Source organism: Brevibacterium litoralis, from assembly GCF_040212315.1.
Classification (GTDB): domain Bacteria; phylum Actinomycetota; class Actinomycetes; order Actinomycetales; family Brevibacteriaceae; genus Brevibacterium; species Brevibacterium litoralis.
Genome location: NZ_JBDIUY010000032.1, coordinates 59,944 through 75,293, shown reverse-complemented (window position 1 = coordinate 75,293; position 15,350 = coordinate 59,944). Strand labels below are relative to the sequence as shown.

The 15,350-nt window shown below is 69.7% G+C and carries 12 protein-coding genes and 1 tRNA gene; 10 read left to right on the top strand and 3 right to left on the bottom strand.

Features of this window, described 5'->3' with window-relative positions; translation table 11 throughout:
* Window positions 1-70: 70 nt before the first annotated feature.
* On the bottom strand, window positions 71-1,186 hold the full coding sequence (locus AAD496_RS11485) for a glycosyltransferase family 4 protein (protein WP_349828891.1): 1,116 nt from the start codon (window positions 1,184-1,186) through the stop codon (window positions 71-73).
* 324 nt (window positions 1,187-1,510) lie between these two features.
* Between AAD496_RS11485 and AAD496_RS11480 the strand changes: the two genes are divergently transcribed.
* From AAD496_RS11480 to AAD496_RS11455, 6 genes are read left to right on the top strand one after another with little or no spacing between them, the layout of a single operon-like run.
* Complete coding sequence (locus tag AAD496_RS11480; RefSeq protein WP_433913762.1) at window positions 1,511-4,585, top strand: DUF4040 family protein; 3,075 nt, start codon at window positions 1,511-1,513, stop codon at window positions 4,583-4,585.
* On the top strand, window positions 4,582-4,914 hold the full coding sequence (locus tag AAD496_RS11475) for a sodium:proton antiporter (RefSeq protein ID WP_349828889.1): 333 nt from the start codon (window positions 4,582-4,584) through the stop codon (window positions 4,912-4,914). The genes AAD496_RS11480 and AAD496_RS11475 overlap by 4 nt, the downstream gene beginning before the upstream one ends.
* Window positions 4,911-6,437: a proton-conducting transporter transmembrane domain-containing protein gene (locus tag AAD496_RS11470; RefSeq protein ID WP_349828888.1), complete on the top strand. Its 1,527-nt coding sequence runs from the start codon at window positions 4,911-4,913 to the stop codon at window positions 6,435-6,437. Before AAD496_RS11475 ends, AAD496_RS11470 begins: the two co-directional genes overlap by 4 nt.
* On the top strand, window positions 6,434-6,850 hold the full coding sequence (locus AAD496_RS11465; protein ID WP_349828886.1) for a Na+/H+ antiporter subunit E: 417 nt from the start codon (window positions 6,434-6,436) through the stop codon (window positions 6,848-6,850). Before AAD496_RS11470 ends, AAD496_RS11465 begins: the two co-directional genes overlap by 4 nt.
* On the top strand, window positions 6,847-7,107 hold the full coding sequence (locus AAD496_RS11460) for a monovalent cation/H+ antiporter complex subunit F (protein WP_349828885.1): 261 nt from the start codon (window positions 6,847-6,849) through the stop codon (window positions 7,105-7,107). The genes AAD496_RS11465 and AAD496_RS11460 overlap by 4 nt, the downstream gene beginning before the upstream one ends.
* Window positions 7,107-7,487 (top strand): cation:proton antiporter, encoded by a 381-nt coding sequence (locus AAD496_RS11455; protein ID WP_349828884.1) that lies wholly within the window; start codon window positions 7,107-7,109, stop codon window positions 7,485-7,487. The genes AAD496_RS11460 and AAD496_RS11455 overlap by 1 nt, the downstream gene beginning before the upstream one ends.
* Before the next feature lie 193 nt (window positions 7,488-7,680).
* Here the strand turns inward: AAD496_RS11455 and AAD496_RS11450 are convergent, their stop codons facing one another.
* Entirely contained in the window at window positions 7,681-8,601 is a 921-nt protein-coding gene (locus tag AAD496_RS11450) for an alpha/beta fold hydrolase (RefSeq protein ID WP_349828883.1), read from the bottom strand.
* A 73-nt stretch (window positions 8,602-8,674) separates the two neighbouring features.
* On the opposite strand from AAD496_RS11450, the gene cds1 reads away from it, so the two are divergent.
* The 3 genes from cds1 to AAD496_RS11435 all read left to right on the top strand — a co-directional run bounded on the left by cds1 (window position 8,675) and on the right by AAD496_RS11435 (window position 11,510).
* On the top strand, window positions 8,675-9,757 hold the full coding sequence (cds1, locus tag AAD496_RS11445) for an L-cysteine desulfhydrase Cds1 (protein ID WP_349828881.1): 1,083 nt from the start codon (window positions 8,675-8,677) through the stop codon (window positions 9,755-9,757).
* Between the two features lie 123 nt (window positions 9,758-9,880).
* Window positions 9,881-9,953: transfer RNA gene (locus AAD496_RS11440), tRNA-Ala, on the top strand.
* Between the two features lie 192 nt (window positions 9,954-10,145).
* Window positions 10,146-11,510 carry an MFS transporter gene (locus tag AAD496_RS11435; protein ID WP_349828880.1) on the top strand — a complete coding sequence of 455 codons (1,365 nt, stop codon included), beginning with the start codon at window positions 10,146-10,148 and terminating at the stop codon, window positions 11,508-11,510.
* Between the two features lie 131 nt (window positions 11,511-11,641).
* Here the strand turns inward: AAD496_RS11435 and AAD496_RS11430 are convergent, their stop codons facing one another.
* Complete coding sequence (locus tag AAD496_RS11430) at window positions 11,642-12,883, bottom strand: amidohydrolase (protein ID WP_349828878.1); 1,242 nt, start codon at window positions 12,881-12,883, stop codon at window positions 11,642-11,644.
* 132 nt (window positions 12,884-13,015) lie between these two features.
* Between AAD496_RS11430 and AAD496_RS11425 the strand changes: the two genes are divergently transcribed.
* Window positions 13,016-15,322, top strand: coding sequence for a hypothetical protein (locus tag AAD496_RS11425; RefSeq protein WP_349828877.1), 2,307 nt, complete (start codon window positions 13,016-13,018; stop codon window positions 15,320-15,322).
* Window positions 15,323-15,350: the final 28 nt, after the last annotated feature.

The following is a 15,350-nucleotide window of genomic DNA, read 5'->3' as shown; positions in this document are numbered from 1 at the left end:
TCGCTCCTCCGCCTTGTACCCCCGCCTCCACACTCAGGAAACCTGAGCAGTGGGGCGGGGGTCCGGCGTTTCAGGGGTGCCCGGCGCTGCGCTTCGCGTGGATCTCGCGGGCCACGTCGACGAGTGCCGCGGCCGAGGCGTCCCAGGAGAACCGCCCGGCCGTGTCCGGGGCGCGCCCGGCCCTCTCCACCCAGGTGGTCGGGTCCTCCAGGGTCCGCACCGCCCGGGCGACGTCCCGCGGATCGTGGGGGTCGAAGAACTCCGCCGTGCCCTCGGCGAGCTCCCGGAAGATCGGCAGATCGGAGACGGCCACGGGGAGTCCACGGGCGAGCGCCTCGACGACGGGCAGTCCGAACCCCTCGTCGAGCGAGGCCGTGACGAGCGCGGTCGCCGAATCGAGCAGCCGGTGGTACTTCGTGTCGGACACCCCGTGGTGGAAGACGACCCGCGCGTGGTCGGGCACGAGCGCCCGGAGGTCCCTCTCCCGTTCCGGTGCGATCCGACTCGCCAGGTGCAGCGTGTATCCCGGGAGGTGCTCGAGGGCCCGGATCACCGCCTCGACGTTCTTGTAGGGCAGGAAGGCACCCATGTACACGAGGGAACGGGCGTCGTGGCCGGACGGGCGCCTCGGGAGCGGGTCGACCGGACGGGCGGCGTTCGTGACGACGTAAACGTCGCGGCGGGTGAGCCGGTGGGTGCGGATCAGGTCGCGGGTGGTCTCCGAGACGGCGACGACGGCGTCGGCCCGGTCGAGCAGCAGGCGCTGCGGCCAGTAGGCGCGGTGGTACAGACGCCAGGCGCCGCGGACGAGGGCCGGGAGGTCGGCCGGGGGGCGTGGGTGCGCGTAGTAGATGAGGTCGTGGAGCGTGAGGATCAGCCCGTAGTCCCGGCCGGCGGACCCCATCACCTGCATCGTCGAGAAGACGACATCGGGGCAGTGGCGGTTGAGGGTACGCGCGACGAAGGGCTCGCGGACCGAGACCGGATCGTTCGCGTACACGTGGTCGACGGCGGGCAGCATGTCCAGCTGTGCGGGATCGTGGACGATCGCAGTGACCTCGACATCGGGGTCCGGGCCGTGCGCCGCGGTCCGGGCGAGCAGCGCACGCAGCAGTTCCGCGCCGTATCGTGAGATGCCGTCGTGGTGTGTGGTCCGCGTGAACCGGGCGTCGAAGAAGAGCTTCACACCACCAGCCTAGGGCCCGGGGAGCGGCACCCCGCGCGGCTGTGACGGAGGTCGCATCCGCCGCCCGCACGGGCGCATGTAATAGGTCGTTCGGGACGTTCACCAGATTTTCACGGTTGGTTCCCGGTCGGTAAGATCCGGGGGCATGATGTCCCGCCGCCGTGATCGGATGCCCCAGTCCACCCGCACGGGAGAACCGACGGTTCCACCGGACGAGATGCCCTACCGGTCGGATCCGGGCGAGGGCGCGGTGGACGGTGCCGTCCGGGGTGACGTGCACCGTGGTGCATCCGGTGGACGCGGTGGGGAGGTGGCCCCGTGACGATTCCCCTGACCCTGGCCGTCCTCGGCCTCCTCGTCGTCCTCACCCCGGTGCTCGTGCGGGTGATGGACCGTCACGCGGGCTGGGTGCTCGGTGCCGGGTACCTGGTCGCCACCGCGCTGTTCTGGCCGGCGGTCGACGGTGTCCTCCACGGCCATCCGGTCTCCTCGACCGTGAGCTGGTTGCCCAGTCTCGGCGTGGACCTCGCCTTCGTCGCCGACGGGATCGGCGTCGTGTTCACGCTCATCGCGCTGATCATCGGTGCCTTCGTCCTGTTCTACTCGACGGCCTACCTGGCGCACGGCGGTTCGATGAGCTTCTACTGGCTCATCACCACCTTCACGTTCGCGATGGTCGGTCTGGTCCTCACCGACGATCTGTTCGTCCTCTTCCTGTGCTGGGAACTCACCTCGCTCGCCTCCTTCGCGCTCATCGCGCGGTCGGGCTCCGAGGGCGAGGCCCCGTCCTTCCGCACGATGCTCATGACCTTCATCGGCGGCCTGTTCCTGCTCGTCGCGATCGGCCTCATCGTCGCGCTCACCGGTACCACCGGTGTCCGGGAGGCCTTCGCGTCGGATGCCTGGGCGGCGAACCCCGGTCTCACGACCGTCATCGCCGTGCTCGTCGCCCTCGCCGCGATGTCGAAGTCCGCACAGTTCCCCTTCCACTCCTGGCTGCCGGACGCCATGGCCGCCGCGACCCCGGTGAGCGCCTACCTGCACGCCGCGGCCGTCGTGAAGGCCGGTATCTTCCTGCTCATCCGGTTCAGCCCCGTCTTCCACGACGTGGCCGCCTGGAACGGTCTGCTCATCGTCGCCGGGCTCCTCACCTGTGCACTCGGCGGATGGTTCGCACTCAACCAGCACGACCTCAAGAAGCTCATGGCCTACTCGACGGTGAGCCAGCTCGGCCTCATCGTCGCGACGATCGGCGTCGGGACCGAACTCGCCCTGGCAGCCGCACTCCTGCACGTCATCGCGCACGCCCTGTTCAAGTCGGGCCTGTTCATGATGATCGGCGTCGTCGACCATATCGCCCACACGCGCGACTTCCGCCGTTTCCCGGCCCTCATGCGCGTGGCACCCCTGCCGTTCGTCGTGACGATCGTCGGCACCGCCTCGATGGCGGGCATCCCGCCGCTGCTGGGCTTCGCCTCGAAGGAGACGGTGCTCATGGCGCTCGGCGAGGCGCCCGGCCCGGCCTGGACGGGACCGCTGGCGCTCGTCGCCGGTGCGGCAGCCTCCGTCCTCACCTTCGCGTACTGCGCCAAGATCGTCTTCGGCACCTTCGTCGACGGTCCGGATCCGCGGTCGCCCGAGGGCGCCGGTGAGGGCCTGGGCCACACGGACAAGGTGATGTTCACCTTCTCCGCTCTGCCGATCCTCGCCTCGGTCCCGCTCGCCTTCCTCCTCTACGATCTCGAGCACCTCGTCGTGCCGGGCGTGAAGGCGGCGCTGCCGGGCACCGACCCTCACCCGCACTTCATGCTGTGGCACGGTTTCACCGTCGAGCTGCTCGCGAGCGCGTGCATCATCGCCGTCGGGATCGTCATCATCCTGCTGCGCAGGCAGGCCTGGGAGTTCTTCGTCCGCGCGACCCTGCCCTTCGACGGTGCCGACGTGATCAACGCGGTGACCCGGGGACTCGAACGCATCGGTGGGCTGCTGGCCCGTGCGGTCCAGCCCGTCCGGGCGGCTCCCCACCTCGTCATGATGCTCGGCCTGTTCGCCGTCGTGCTCCTCGGTGGCGTCGCGTCGATCCTCGCCGGACCGGGGCTGCCGGCCCAGCAGGCCGACCTGTCGCGGCCCATCGATCTCGTGCTGCTCGTGCTCATCACCTTCGCGGTGCTCGCCACCTGCTTCAACCGGTCGCGCATGGGGGCCACGGTCGCCCTGTCGGCGGTCGGCATCCTCGTGACGGTGCAGATCATCGCACTCGGCGCCCCCGACGTGACGCTCACGCAGCTGCTCGTCGAGGCGATGTCGATCATCGTCATCATGCTCGTCTCTCAGAAACTGCCGCGGACCTTCTGGCGGTATCCGCGCGGCAAGCAGCTGGGACGCGGGATCTTCGCGGTCCTCGTGGGCCTGGCGGCCGGCGCCGGCGCCTGGGCGCTCACCGGTCGACGCGAGCGGTCCGAGGTCGCGATGTACTACCTCGAGGAGACCTACGAGGTGACCGGAGGTCACAACATCGTCAACGTCATCCTCGTCGAGTTCCGTGCGCTCGACACCCTCGGTGAGCTCACCGTGCTCGGGATGGCCGGCATCGCGATCGTCGCGATCCTGTCCTCGATCCGCGACCGGTTCATCGACCCACCCGCCGGCGAGATCCCGGACGTCCCGCGCAAGCCCTGGGTGGTCCTGCGTCCCGCGGGGTCGACGGCGCACCGGGCGGCCTTCACCGCCTGGGCGAACATGATCCCCATGCAGCTGACGGTCCGACTGCTCGCGCCGATCCTGGCGATCACCTCGGTGCTCGTGTTCTGGCGCGGCCACAACGAGCCCGGCGGTGGCTTCATCGCCGCCCTCATCGCCTCCTCGGTCATCGGTCTGCTCTACATGTCGACCTCGACCGACCGTCCGGTGGGTCCGGCCCGCCTGCCGGTCCTCCTCATCGGTGGCGGCGTCCTCGTCGCCGTGGCTTCCGGGTTCCTGGGACTCGTGGCCGCCGGTTCCTTCCTCGAGCCGCTGCACGGCTACGTGGGCGACATCTACGTGTCGACCTCGATGATCTTCGACGTCGGTGTCTACATGGCCGTCATCGGCATGATCCTCGCCTCGTTCAACCTGCTGGGCACCTCGGACAACGCGTTCACCCCGGCGGGGACGGACGTCCTGCTGGAGGGCACCATCTATCGCGACGTCGAGGAGACCCGCAGCCACGACGGCCACCACGAACTCACCCGTGAACGTGTCGACGAGATGGTCCACGGCGAGCTCACCGGACCTCTCGACGCGACCCGTGGGGAACGACCCACGGAGGAAGTACGAGCCACTGTGAAGACCCGTGCCCGGTGGGGCCGTCAATCCCGCCACCTGTACTCCGGAGTCGAGCCGAAGGAGCGCGGCGAATGATCCTCTCGATCACCATCGCCGTCCTCACGGCCGGCGGTGTCTACCTCATGCTGCAGCGCTCGATGGTGCGGACCGTCTTCGGTCTCACGCTCCTGTCGCACGCGGCGAACTTCACCCTCCTGGCCGCCGGGGTCGGCGCCTGGCGGGGTGAACCCATCGACGGACGGACGGCCGTGGACCTCGCGGCGGACCCGCTGCCCCAGGCCTTCGTCCTCACCGCGATCGTCATCTCGCTGGCGGTGACGATCTTCATGCTCGCCCTCGCGGTGCTCGGCCACGACGACGACCAGTACAGGACTCCGGAGACGGGGGAGGGACACGAACAGTGAACGACGCACTCCTCCTTCTCCTCCCGGGCGTCCCGCTGGCGGCCAGTGGCCTCAGCGCGCTCGTCCACCAGCGGTGGCTCGACCGCACGCTCCTGCTCCTCGTCCCGATGTTCGTCGGACTGGCAGGCGTGTGGCTGCTGGTGACGCACCGGACCGAACCGGTCATCGGCCACGCCGTCGGCGGCTTCGTCGACGGGATCGCGATCGCCTTCGCCTCGGACACGCTCTCGGCGCTCATGCTCGTCGTGTGTTCGTTCGCGGCACTCGTGTGCGCGTGGTTCCTCATGGTCACCGGAGAGGACCAGTACCGGTTCGTCCCGGCCCTCGTGCTCATGATGCTCGCCGGTGTCTACGGGTCGATCCTCACCGCGGACCTCTTCAACCTCTTCGTGTTCGTCGAGGTCATGGTCCTCCCGTCCTATGCACTCATCGCGGTGACGGGTACCTGGCGCCGCCTGGGTGTCGGCCGGATGTTCGTGATCGTCAACCTCACGACCTCGACGATCCTGCTCATCGGCGTCGGCTACGTCTACGCCACCCTCGGGACCGTGAACATCGCGGTGCTCGCACAGATGCGCACCGACGGTCTGCTCGGACCCGACGGCGCACTGGCCCTCGGCGTTGTCCTCACGGCCTTCCTCGTGAAGGCAGGTGCCGCCCCGGTGCACGGTTGGCTGGTCCGCAGCTACCCGTTCACCTCGGCGGGCATGATGGCGACCTTCTCCGGTCTGCTCACGAAGGTCGGTCTCTACGCCTTCTACCGCACCTACGTGACGATCTTTGGCGACGAGGCGCCCTTCACCTCGGTCCTCCTCGTGATCGTCGTCGTCACGATCCTCGTCGCCGCGCTCAGTTGCTTCGGCGAGGCGCGGGTGCGCAACGTGCTCGCCCTGCAGATGACCTCCGGCGTGGGGCACATCCTCATCGGTGTCGTCCTCGTCTCCGCGGCCGCGCTCCAGGCGGGCATCTTCTACATGCTCCACCACATCCTCACGATGGCCGGTCTGCTGCTCACCATCGGAGCGGTCGAACAGGTGTACGGCACCGGCTCCTACCGCAAGCTCTCGGGTCTGGTGGCGCGCGAAAAATGGGCGGCGGTCCTCATGGTCCTCGGCTTGTTCTCCCTCGTCGGGCTGCCCCCGACCTCCGGTCTGTGGGGCAAGATCGGCCTCATGACCGCGGCCTCGGCCACCGGCGGCCTCGTCGGCTGGACGGTCCTCGGTGTCGTCGTGATCGGCTCGATCATCACCCTGCTGGCCCTCCAACGGCTGTGGTCGAACACCTTCTGGGGTGCACCGATGAAGACCTACCACCCGGACTCCGCGGTGATGGGGCGCCAGCCGGCCACGACACTGCCGGACGACGTCCGGGTCCCGGTGCGCCTGCTGCTGCCCGGCACCGTGATGATCGGGCTGTCGGTCGGCCTGTTCCTGTGGGCCGAACCGCTCATGGCGCTGTCCGGTGACGCGGCGACCTCCCTGCTCGATTCCGCTCCCTACATCGAGGCGGTGCTCGGCTCATGATCAACCCGTTCCGACTCATCGGTTACTGCGCGTGGATCGGCAAGGAGATCGTCTCCGGTACCGGCGACATCGTGCGGAACCTGTTCCGCTCCGGCGACTACGGACACCCGATGATCGTCGAGCTGCCGCTGCGCTGCGAGACGGATCTCGAGGCGACGGTGTTCGCCTCGTCGATCACGATCACCCCGGGCACGCTCGTCGTCGCGATGGCCGCCGGTGACGCCACCGGCCGTCGCCCGGCCCTGTTCGTCCACTCGATGTTCGCCGACACCGAGCAGGAGGCCCTCGACGGCCTCATGGACATGGAGGACCGCCTGTTGCGGATGTTCCGCGGGCACGCCCCGGACCGGTTGCCCGCGGCGCTCGGTGCCGGGCCCGGTCACGATTCGACGGAAGGACGTGAGGACCGATGACGATCATCCTGTGGATCGGCGTGGGCCTGTGCGCGGCGGCCGTGGTGCTCGGCCTCGTGCGGGTGCTCACTGCCAAGGACAACGGCACGCGGGCGATCGTCGGTGACCTCGTGTACTTCTGTGCCGTGGCCGTCATCGCGATCATGGCCGTGTTCGCGGACATGACGATCGCGCTCGACGTCATCTTCCTGGCCTCCCTGTTGGGCATCCTGTCCACGGTGGCCCTGTCCCGTATCCAGACGAGGGGGCACCGCTGATGGAGACCTGGATCCTCCTGGCGAACATCGTCACCGCTCTCGGAGTCCTGTCCGGTGGACTCGTCATGCTCGCCTGTGCCGTGGCGATGTTCCGCGCGCCCGACGCACTGTCCCGGATCAACGTGTTCTCGCCGGCCACCGGGCTCGGCATGCCGCTCGTGGTCGTCGGGGTGTACGCGCACACCTTCGTCACCGACGGGTTCGGCCTGACCCGCCTGGTGATGGCCGTCGTCGCGGTACTGTCGCTCATCATCGTGTCCTCGGTGGCGACGAACGTGCTCTCGCGCTCGGTGTACGTCTCCGGCGCGCCCGTGTGGCGGGGCACGAAGCCCAACCGTCTGGCGGAGCCCCGGTACCCGGAGGACGACGCCGGGCTGTGACTCCTGCCGCCCGAACCCCGGCACCCCACCGCTGTGACGTCCGCCGCACCGGGGTCACGGCGTCCGTCGCTGATCACGTGTTTCGACACACGTGATGAGCGACGGACGCCGTGATTTCATGTCCGGATCGTCGCCCGGGAACTCCCTCGTCCTCGAATCGTCACCGCGTCGTCACCGCGTCGTCACCGCGTCGTCAGCGTGGCCGGTCGAACCGGCGGAAGAACTCGTCGAGGACCGTGGCCGTCTGGAGCGGCCGTTCGTAGTGGAGCAGGTGGCCCACCCCGTCGAGGACCTGGTGGGTCACCTCCGTGCCCGCGGGGAGAGCGGCGACGAAGGCCGCCGTCGCCTCGGGGGTGGCGATCGTGTCCCGGGCCCCGTTCACCACGAGCACCGGACGGTGCAGACGTGCGGCCATTTCCGTCGTCGTGTGCGACACCGAGGTACGGAAGGCCTGCGCGAGGGACTCCCGGTCCGCATAGGTCGAGAAGTACCGGGCGTGCTGGTCGTGGATGTAGCGCCGCAGCATGCGGTCGCCGGTCGTCGCCATCACCTCGCTCATGACCCGCACGATCAAGGGGTGACGCAGCACGGCGTCGCCCAGACGTTCGGGCAGCCGCGCGGAGACGCGGTAGTAGGCGACCGCCGCGCGTGTCCACACCTTCGAGGGACCCTCGAGCGCCGGGGCGGTGATGGGGTTGAGGAGCGCGATCGGGTCCCCGAGTCCGTCCTCCTGTAATCGCGCGGCCCGGTGGGCGACGAGGATCGATCCGAAGGAGTGCCCGGCGACGAAGGGGCGGCGTCCCGTGACGGACTCGATCCTCGCGACCACCCCGTCGAGCCACTCCACGTAGGTTTCCAGGTCCATTTCCCGGCCGCCCGGCGGGGGAGTCGCCCCGAAACCCGGGAGATCCGGCACCCACACTTCGCGGTCGCGGACGTCCCGGGCGATGAGGTCCATGCCGTGGTGGTCCCCCCGGAAACCGTGCACGAGGAGGAGGGGTCGGGACGCCTCGACCGCGGCCTGCACGGGGTACCGCCACGTGGCGGTGGGCACCGGGGTGCCGTCGGGCAGGTGGACGGCGAGGTCGGCGCGGGTGGGGGTGCGGGGGTTCACATCGGTGCAGCCTAGTCGGCGACCGGGGGAGCGCGCTGGGTGGATCACCGCCGTGTTCACTAGGGTGGTGGGCATGTCCGAACGCCGCCGCTGGGTGAACGAAGCCGTCCGACTGCTCGACGCCGACGCCAACCGGAGCGCCGACACGCACCTGCACGTGTTCCCGCTGCCCGCCGAGTGGGGGATCGACCTGTACCTCAAGGACGAATCGGTGCACCCGACCGGATCGCTCAAGCATCGGCTTGCCCGGTCCCTCATCCTGTACGGCCTGGTGAACGGGCACATCGGACCGGATACGGTGCTCGTCGAGGCCTCCAGCGGGTCGACGGCGGTGAGCGAGGCGTACTTCGCTCGGATGCTCGGCCTCGACTTCGTCACGGTGGTGCCGCGGTCGACGAGCCGGGAGAAGATCGAACTCATCGAGTTCTACGGTGGCCGCTGTCATTTCGTCGACAGTCCGACCGACATGTACCCGGAGGCCGAACGGCTGGCGCGGGAGTCCGGTGGGCACTATCTCGACCAGTTCACCGACGCCGAGCGGGCGACGGACTGGCGGGGGAACAACAACATCGCCGAGAGCGTCTTCGCACAGATGCGCCTGGAACGGCACCCCGAGCCGAGGTGGATCGTCGTGGGGGCGGGGACCGGGGGCACCTCGGCGACCTTCGGCCGGTATGTCCGGTACCACCGGCACGACACCCGGATCGCCGTCGTGGACCCCGAGAACTCGGCCTTCCACGAGGGATGGCGCACCGGCGACCGGACCCACGCGACGGGCCGGTCGAGCCGGATCGAGGGGATCGGCCGGCCGCGGATGGAGCCCTCCTTCGTGCCCGGCGTCGTCGACCGGATGTACCCGGTGCCCGATGCCGAGTCGATCGCCGCGATCCGCCTCCTGCGCGAACACACACAGCACTGGGTCGGCGGGTCGACGGGCACCAATCTGGGCGGTGCGTTCCGGGTGATCGCCGAGATGCGTGCCCGCGGTGAGACGGGCTCCGTCGTCACTCTCGTGTGCGACGGGGGTGCCCGGTACGCGCACACGTACTACTCCGATCAGTGGGTCGCGGAGCAGGGCCTCGACCTCGCGCCGCACCGGGAGCGCCTGGAGCGGTTCCTGGCAACCGGGGAGTGGACCGAGGAGGGTGCGCAGTAGATGGGGTGAGTGACGTCACCTGCGGGAACATCCTCCTCGATTTGCTCAGGTCCGGGTGGTCGGTCTAGAGTTGGGTCTCGTTCCCACGGGAACGGCGCTCCTGACGGGGCGACAACCACATACGGGGGTATGGCGCAGTTGGTAGCGCGTCTCCATGGCATGGAGAAGGTCAGGGGTTCGAATCCCCTTACCTCCACCGGATTCCTGTGACAGAGCAGGATGGAAGGCCCGGAACTCATCGCGAGTTCCGGGCCTCCGTCGTTCCCGGGTGCCCTCCCGGGCACGGCGCTCGGACGCGGTCATCGTCCCGAGATGTGGGATGCATCACTCGCCGACTCGGTTTCCGGGAGACAATGCCCGGTGCACTCTCACCGAAGGAGATCCCCACATGCACGTCACCCCAGGTGTCGCCGCGGCCGATGTCGCCGAGGCGGATGTCGACCACCCGTCCACGCCCCCGGGCCAGATGCGGAAGATCGCTGCCGCCAGTGCGTTCGGCACCGGCATCGAGCTCTACGACTTCCTCATCTTCGGTCTCGCGGCCGGCCTGGTCTTCCCGGCCCTCTTCTTCCCGGAGTCCGACCCCCTCGTCGGCGTGCTCCTGTCGTTCATGGCCTTCGGCGCCGGTTTCGTGTCCCGTCCGCTCGGTGGGATCGTGTTCGGCCACTTCGGTGACCGGTTCTCCCGGAAGACGATGCTCGTCATCTCTCTTGTCGCCACCGGGGTGTGCACCGTCGCGATCGGTTTGCTGCCCACCTACGGCACCGTCGGACTCCTCGCTCCCGTGCTCCTCGTGACCCTGCGCGTCCTGCAGGGATTCTTCATGGGCGGCGAGCAGTCGGGTGCCTTCATCATGGTGACCGAGCACGCGCCTCGCGGTCGGAAGGCCTTCTTCGGTGCGTTCGTCACCGCAGGTTCTCCGATCGGCAGCATCCTGGGGATCGGCGTGTTCAACATCGTCGCCGTGACGACGGGGGAGGCGTTCACCGAGTGGGGATGGCGGATCCCCTTCCTGATCTCGGCGGTCCTCGTCGTCATCGGGATCTACATCCGCCTCGACGTCGACGAGAGCCCGGTGTTCCGGAAGATGGCCGCGGCCGCCGGGGCCGCCCCGAAGCTGCCGCTGGCACGGGTCTTCTCCACGGCACTGCCCCTCCTACTCGGCGGTGTGCTCGTGAATCTCGGTTTCAACCTCTTCATCTTCATCGTCAACTCCTTCAGCACCTCCTACGGCACGCAGCAGTTGGGCATGGACCGGAACGACATCCTGCTCTCCGGCCTGTGGGGATCCGCGGGAATGCTCGTGGCCGTCTTCGTCGCCGGTGCGCTCGCCGACCGTTTCGGCATCGTCCGGGTCATGCTCGCCGGTGCGGCCTTCCAGGCGCTCTGGGCATTCCCGTACTTCTGGCTGTTCGACACCGGTGCGGTCCCGGCCCTGTACGTCGCCGTGATCGTGGCCTACATCGGCCTGAGCTTCGTGTTCGGACCCATGGCCGCCTACTACGTGACCCTGTTCAGGCCGGAGATCCGGTACTCCGGAGTGGCACTGTCGTACAACCTCGGCGCCGTGCTCGGCGGTGGACTCTCCCCGACGATCGCCACCGCTCTGCTCGGTCGGTTCGACGGGAGCACCGCGATCTCCCTCTACGTCGCGATCGGCGGGGTCCTCTCCGCGCTCGGCCTGCTCGTCACCGCCCGCCAGGTCCGCCGTTCCGCGGTCGCGACGAACACGCGGGTCCCGGCCGCGGCCTGACCCACGTGGCCGTCGCCTGATTCGACAGTGCGAGGAATGGCGTCCCGCCGTGAGTGCCGGGACGCCATTCCTGGCACAGTCGATCAGCCGTGGAGCCCCCACGAGGCTCAGGCCTTGCTCTCTCGTCGTGCTCACACGAGGGTCTCGCCGTCCTGCGCGACGATCCGGCCTCCGGAGACCACGAGAGACCGTTCCGGGGCGCGGACCACCGAGTCCTGGGTGTTCCGGGCGTCGACGAGGACGAGATCCGCGCGGGCGCCCACCACGAGATCATGGACGTCCCGCGACACCGCCCAGGCGCCGCCCGAGGTCGCGATCCGTGCACACCGGACGAGGGTGTCGTCGTCCCGGGCGCCCGTCATCCGGGCCAACTGGGTGCTCTGCTGGAGCAGGTCGCCGGTCCCGTAGGGCGTCCACAGGTCCCGGACGCCGTCGGTCCCGAGACCCACGGGAATCCCGGCGGCCGTGAGTGCGGAGAGAGGTGGTGCGGGCCTGCCGAACGCGGCCACGGTGGTCAACGAGATGCCGACCTCCGCCATCCCCTCGAGGAGACCGGCGCGACGGGAGTCGGGCAGATCGCCGAGGGCGAAGCCGTGGGCGACGTTCACCTTCCCCTGCAGCCCGGTGCGGCGGGTCCGGTCGATCATGAGTTCGACCTGGAAGGCACCGAGTTCCCCACCGTCGTGGAGATGAATGTCGACCCCGATCCCGTGGCGTTCGGCGATCCCGAAGACCAGGTCGATCTGCCCGACGGGGTCCCGGTCGATCGAGGCCGGGTCGAGTCCGCCGATGTGATGGGCACCGGCCGTGGCGGCCCGATCGAGAAGGTCCGCGACACCGGGCCGGCGGAGGACCCCGTCCTGGGGGAAGGCGACGATCTCGACCTCGACGGCACCGTCGAGGTCGGCGACCGCTTCCTGGACGACCTCCATGCCCTGCAGGCCGATACCCGTGTCGACGTCGACATGGGACCGGATGGCGGTGGTCCCGGTGGCGAGCATCTGCCGCAGGAGAGCGCGGGTGGGTGCGGGCCCCGGGATCCCGAGGGCGCCGCGTCGTTCACGTTCGTGTGCGATCCGACCGGGGACGCCCGGGCCACCTCCGTAGGGGACCCAGTCCTCGCCCCACCAGGACTTGTCGACATGGGCGTGCGCGTTGACGAATCCGGGTAGTGCCACGGCTCCGGCCCCGTCGACGACCCGCGTCGTCGAGATGTCGGTGGGGTCCTGTGTGCCTGTCCGGGGGACGAGGTCGGTGATCGTCCCGGCGGTGACGTGGAGGTCGACGGGAGGGCCGCCCCAGGGGCGGATGTCCTGCACGACGAGGTCGGGGGAGACGGACGAGGGGCGGGTGGTCACGGGGATGGCGTTCACGGGGACTCTCGATCATGGGGGACGGACGGGTGTGTCATCGAATCTACTCCCGGTCCGTGACCCGGCCCACACCATCGGGGTCCCGGACCGCGGGGCCGGGGCTTTCCCGGCCGTTCCCGCTACCATCGGGCCATGCCCCTCCACCGGTCCGGCATCTGCCGCTCGTTCCTGCTGATCAGCCTGTTCGCCCTGCTGATCACGGTGTTCGGACCCGCGGTGACGGCCCGGGCGGCACTCCCGACGACGGCCGGGACCTCCTCCACGTCCGTCGCCGCCTCGACTCCTGCCGCGACCGCGGCAGCCGCGACCTCCGCCGCCGAGGCACCCGCCCCCGACCCGACCCCCACCGTCCTCCTCGGGGTCAGCGGGCTCACCTTCGAGGACCTCGACCCCCACTTCACACCCCACCTGTACGACCTCGCGCGGACCGGAGCGATCGCGACGGTGACCCCACGCAGTGTGCGGACGACCAGTTGCCCGGTCGACGGCTGGCTGGCGGTGAACTCCGGTCGACGTGCCGCCGACGAGGTGCTCCCGGAGTGCCGTGAACCCGCCTCGCCCCTCGCCACGGAAAGGGAAGGTGACGGCACGGTCGGACCGGAAGGACAGGGCGCCTCGGGAGCGGATCTCCCGGTGCCCGACTGGGACGTCTACGCCGACCGTGCGGAGGAGGACAACTACGCCCCGCACCTGGGCCTGCTCGCCGAGGGGTACCCGGAGATCGTGGCGATCGGGCCGGGCGCGGCGATCGCGACGGCAGACGCCGAGGGCGAGGTGGGCGACTACGCGGCCCCGGCCGGGGATGCCGAGGATTTCGGCCGGCAGGTGGCCGGGGCCCTCGACCGGTCGGACCTCGTCGTCGTCGATCTCGGCAACGCCGAGGAGTACGGCTACTCCCTGCGGGCCCTCGATGCGCGGGTGGGCGCGGTGCGGGGCGCGCTCACCGCGCGCCACACGGCAGGTTCGGACGCGGCGAACCTGCTCGTCACCTCGCTGTCCGACGGCCGGACGGACGACACGCGGATGCAGTTCGCCGCGGCGACGGGCCCGGACTTCCCCCGGGGGATCCTGTCGGCGAACTCGACCAAGCAGCCCGGGCTCGTCCAGACGACGGACGTCCTGCCGACCCTGCTCGCCGCCGTCGACGTGCTCGGCACCAAGGTCGACGCGAACCTCGCAGGTGCCCCGATCCACACCGTCGAACCCGGGTGGGGTGGCGTGGCCGGGAGTGCGACCGCCACGGGAGAGGACCGGATCCGATTCATGCTCGACCGGCAGGTCGCCGTCGCCACGCAGGAGGCGGTCTCCGCCTGGTTCTTCCCCGTCTTCGCGATCGGTCTGCTGGGACTCGTGGTCGTCGCGCTCGCCGTGGGGCGTCGGGCCTTCGGCCGGGTCAGGAACCCGCTGGCCGTCGGCGGGGCCTTCTTCGCGGCGGTGCCCGTGTCGACCTATCTCGTCAACACCGTGCCGTGGGAACGCTCGACGAGTCCCGACGTGGCGATGCTCGGCGGGGTCGCCGGCTGGGCCCTCGTCATCACCCTCGTGGCGCTCCTGGGACCGTGGAAGCGCCACCCGCTCGGGCCCCTCGTCGTCCTCACCGCGACGACGGTCGGTGTCCTCGTCGTCGACATCCTCGCCGGGTCGCCCCTGCAGATGTCGACCCTCATGGGCGAGCCCCTCCTCATCGCCGCGCGGTTCTACGGGCTCGGGAACTCGGGGCTCGCGCTCTACTGCACGGCCCTGCTCGTCGGACTCGGGGCCGTCTGCACGTGGATCCGGACGCGCTGGGCCCGGATCGCCGTCGTCGCGATCGCCGTCCTCGCCTCCTGCATCGTGCTGGCGACCCCCGGGCTCGGCACCAAGTTCGGGTCGGTCCCCACCCTCCTCATCGGCTCGGCCGTGCTCGTCTTCGCCGTCGCGGGGGTCCGGATGACCTTCGGCCGGGTGATCTCCGCGATCGGCGCCGCAGGCGGGGTCATGCTCCTCGTTCTCTTCGCCGACTGGCTGCGCCCGGCCAACCACCGCACGCACTTCGGCCGGTTCTTCGACTCGATCGTCACCGGCGAGGCCTGGCCCGTCCTGGTGCGCAAGATCGACATGAACATCGGGATCCTCACCCAGAGCTGGATGACGCTGCTGCTGCCTCTCGTCCTCGCCGCCGTCTTCTGGGTCCTCCTCGACCCCGCCCGGTTCCGCCTGCCGGCGCTGCCGGACCTCCACCGCCGCTTCCCGTTCGTCCGCTCGGCGCTCGCTTCGCTCGTCGTTCTCCTCACTGTCGGGACGGTCATCAACGACTCCGGAGTCGTCGTCCCGGCCGTCGGTGTCCTCTTCCTCGCCCCCGTCCACGCCCACCTGGTCGGCCACGGCGCCAAGACGCTCCCGAGGTGCCCCGCCCCCGCCGACACCGACCGCGGTGCCGCGGCCGCGGCTTCCCGGTAGGGGGAGTGCTTTCCGGTAGCCTGCGGGC

Excerpts from the sequence above, each read along its gene's own strand:
- AAD496_RS11475 (WP_349828889.1), top strand. The coding sequence starts at position 4,582 with ATGATCCTCTCGATCACCATCGCCGTCCTCACGGCCGGCGGTGTCTAC.
- AAD496_RS11465 (WP_349828886.1), top strand. The coding sequence starts at position 6,434 with ATGATCAACCCGTTCCGACTCATCGGTTACTGCGCGTGGATCGGCAAG.
- AAD496_RS11460 (WP_349828885.1), top strand. The coding sequence starts at position 6,847 with ATGACGATCATCCTGTGGATCGGCGTGGGCCTGTGCGCGGCGGCCGTG.
- AAD496_RS11455 (WP_349828884.1), top strand. The coding sequence starts at position 7,107 with ATGGAGACCTGGATCCTCCTGGCGAACATCGTCACCGCTCTCGGAGTC.
- cds1 (WP_349828881.1), top strand. The coding sequence starts at position 8,675 with ATGTCCGAACGCCGCCGCTGGGTGAACGAAGCCGTCCGACTGCTCGAC.
- AAD496_RS11435 (WP_349828880.1), top strand. The coding sequence starts at position 10,146 with ATGCACGTCACCCCAGGTGTCGCCGCGGCCGATGTCGCCGAGGCGGAT.
- AAD496_RS11425 (WP_349828877.1), top strand. The coding sequence starts at position 13,016 with ATGCCCCTCCACCGGTCCGGCATCTGCCGCTCGTTCCTGCTGATCAGC.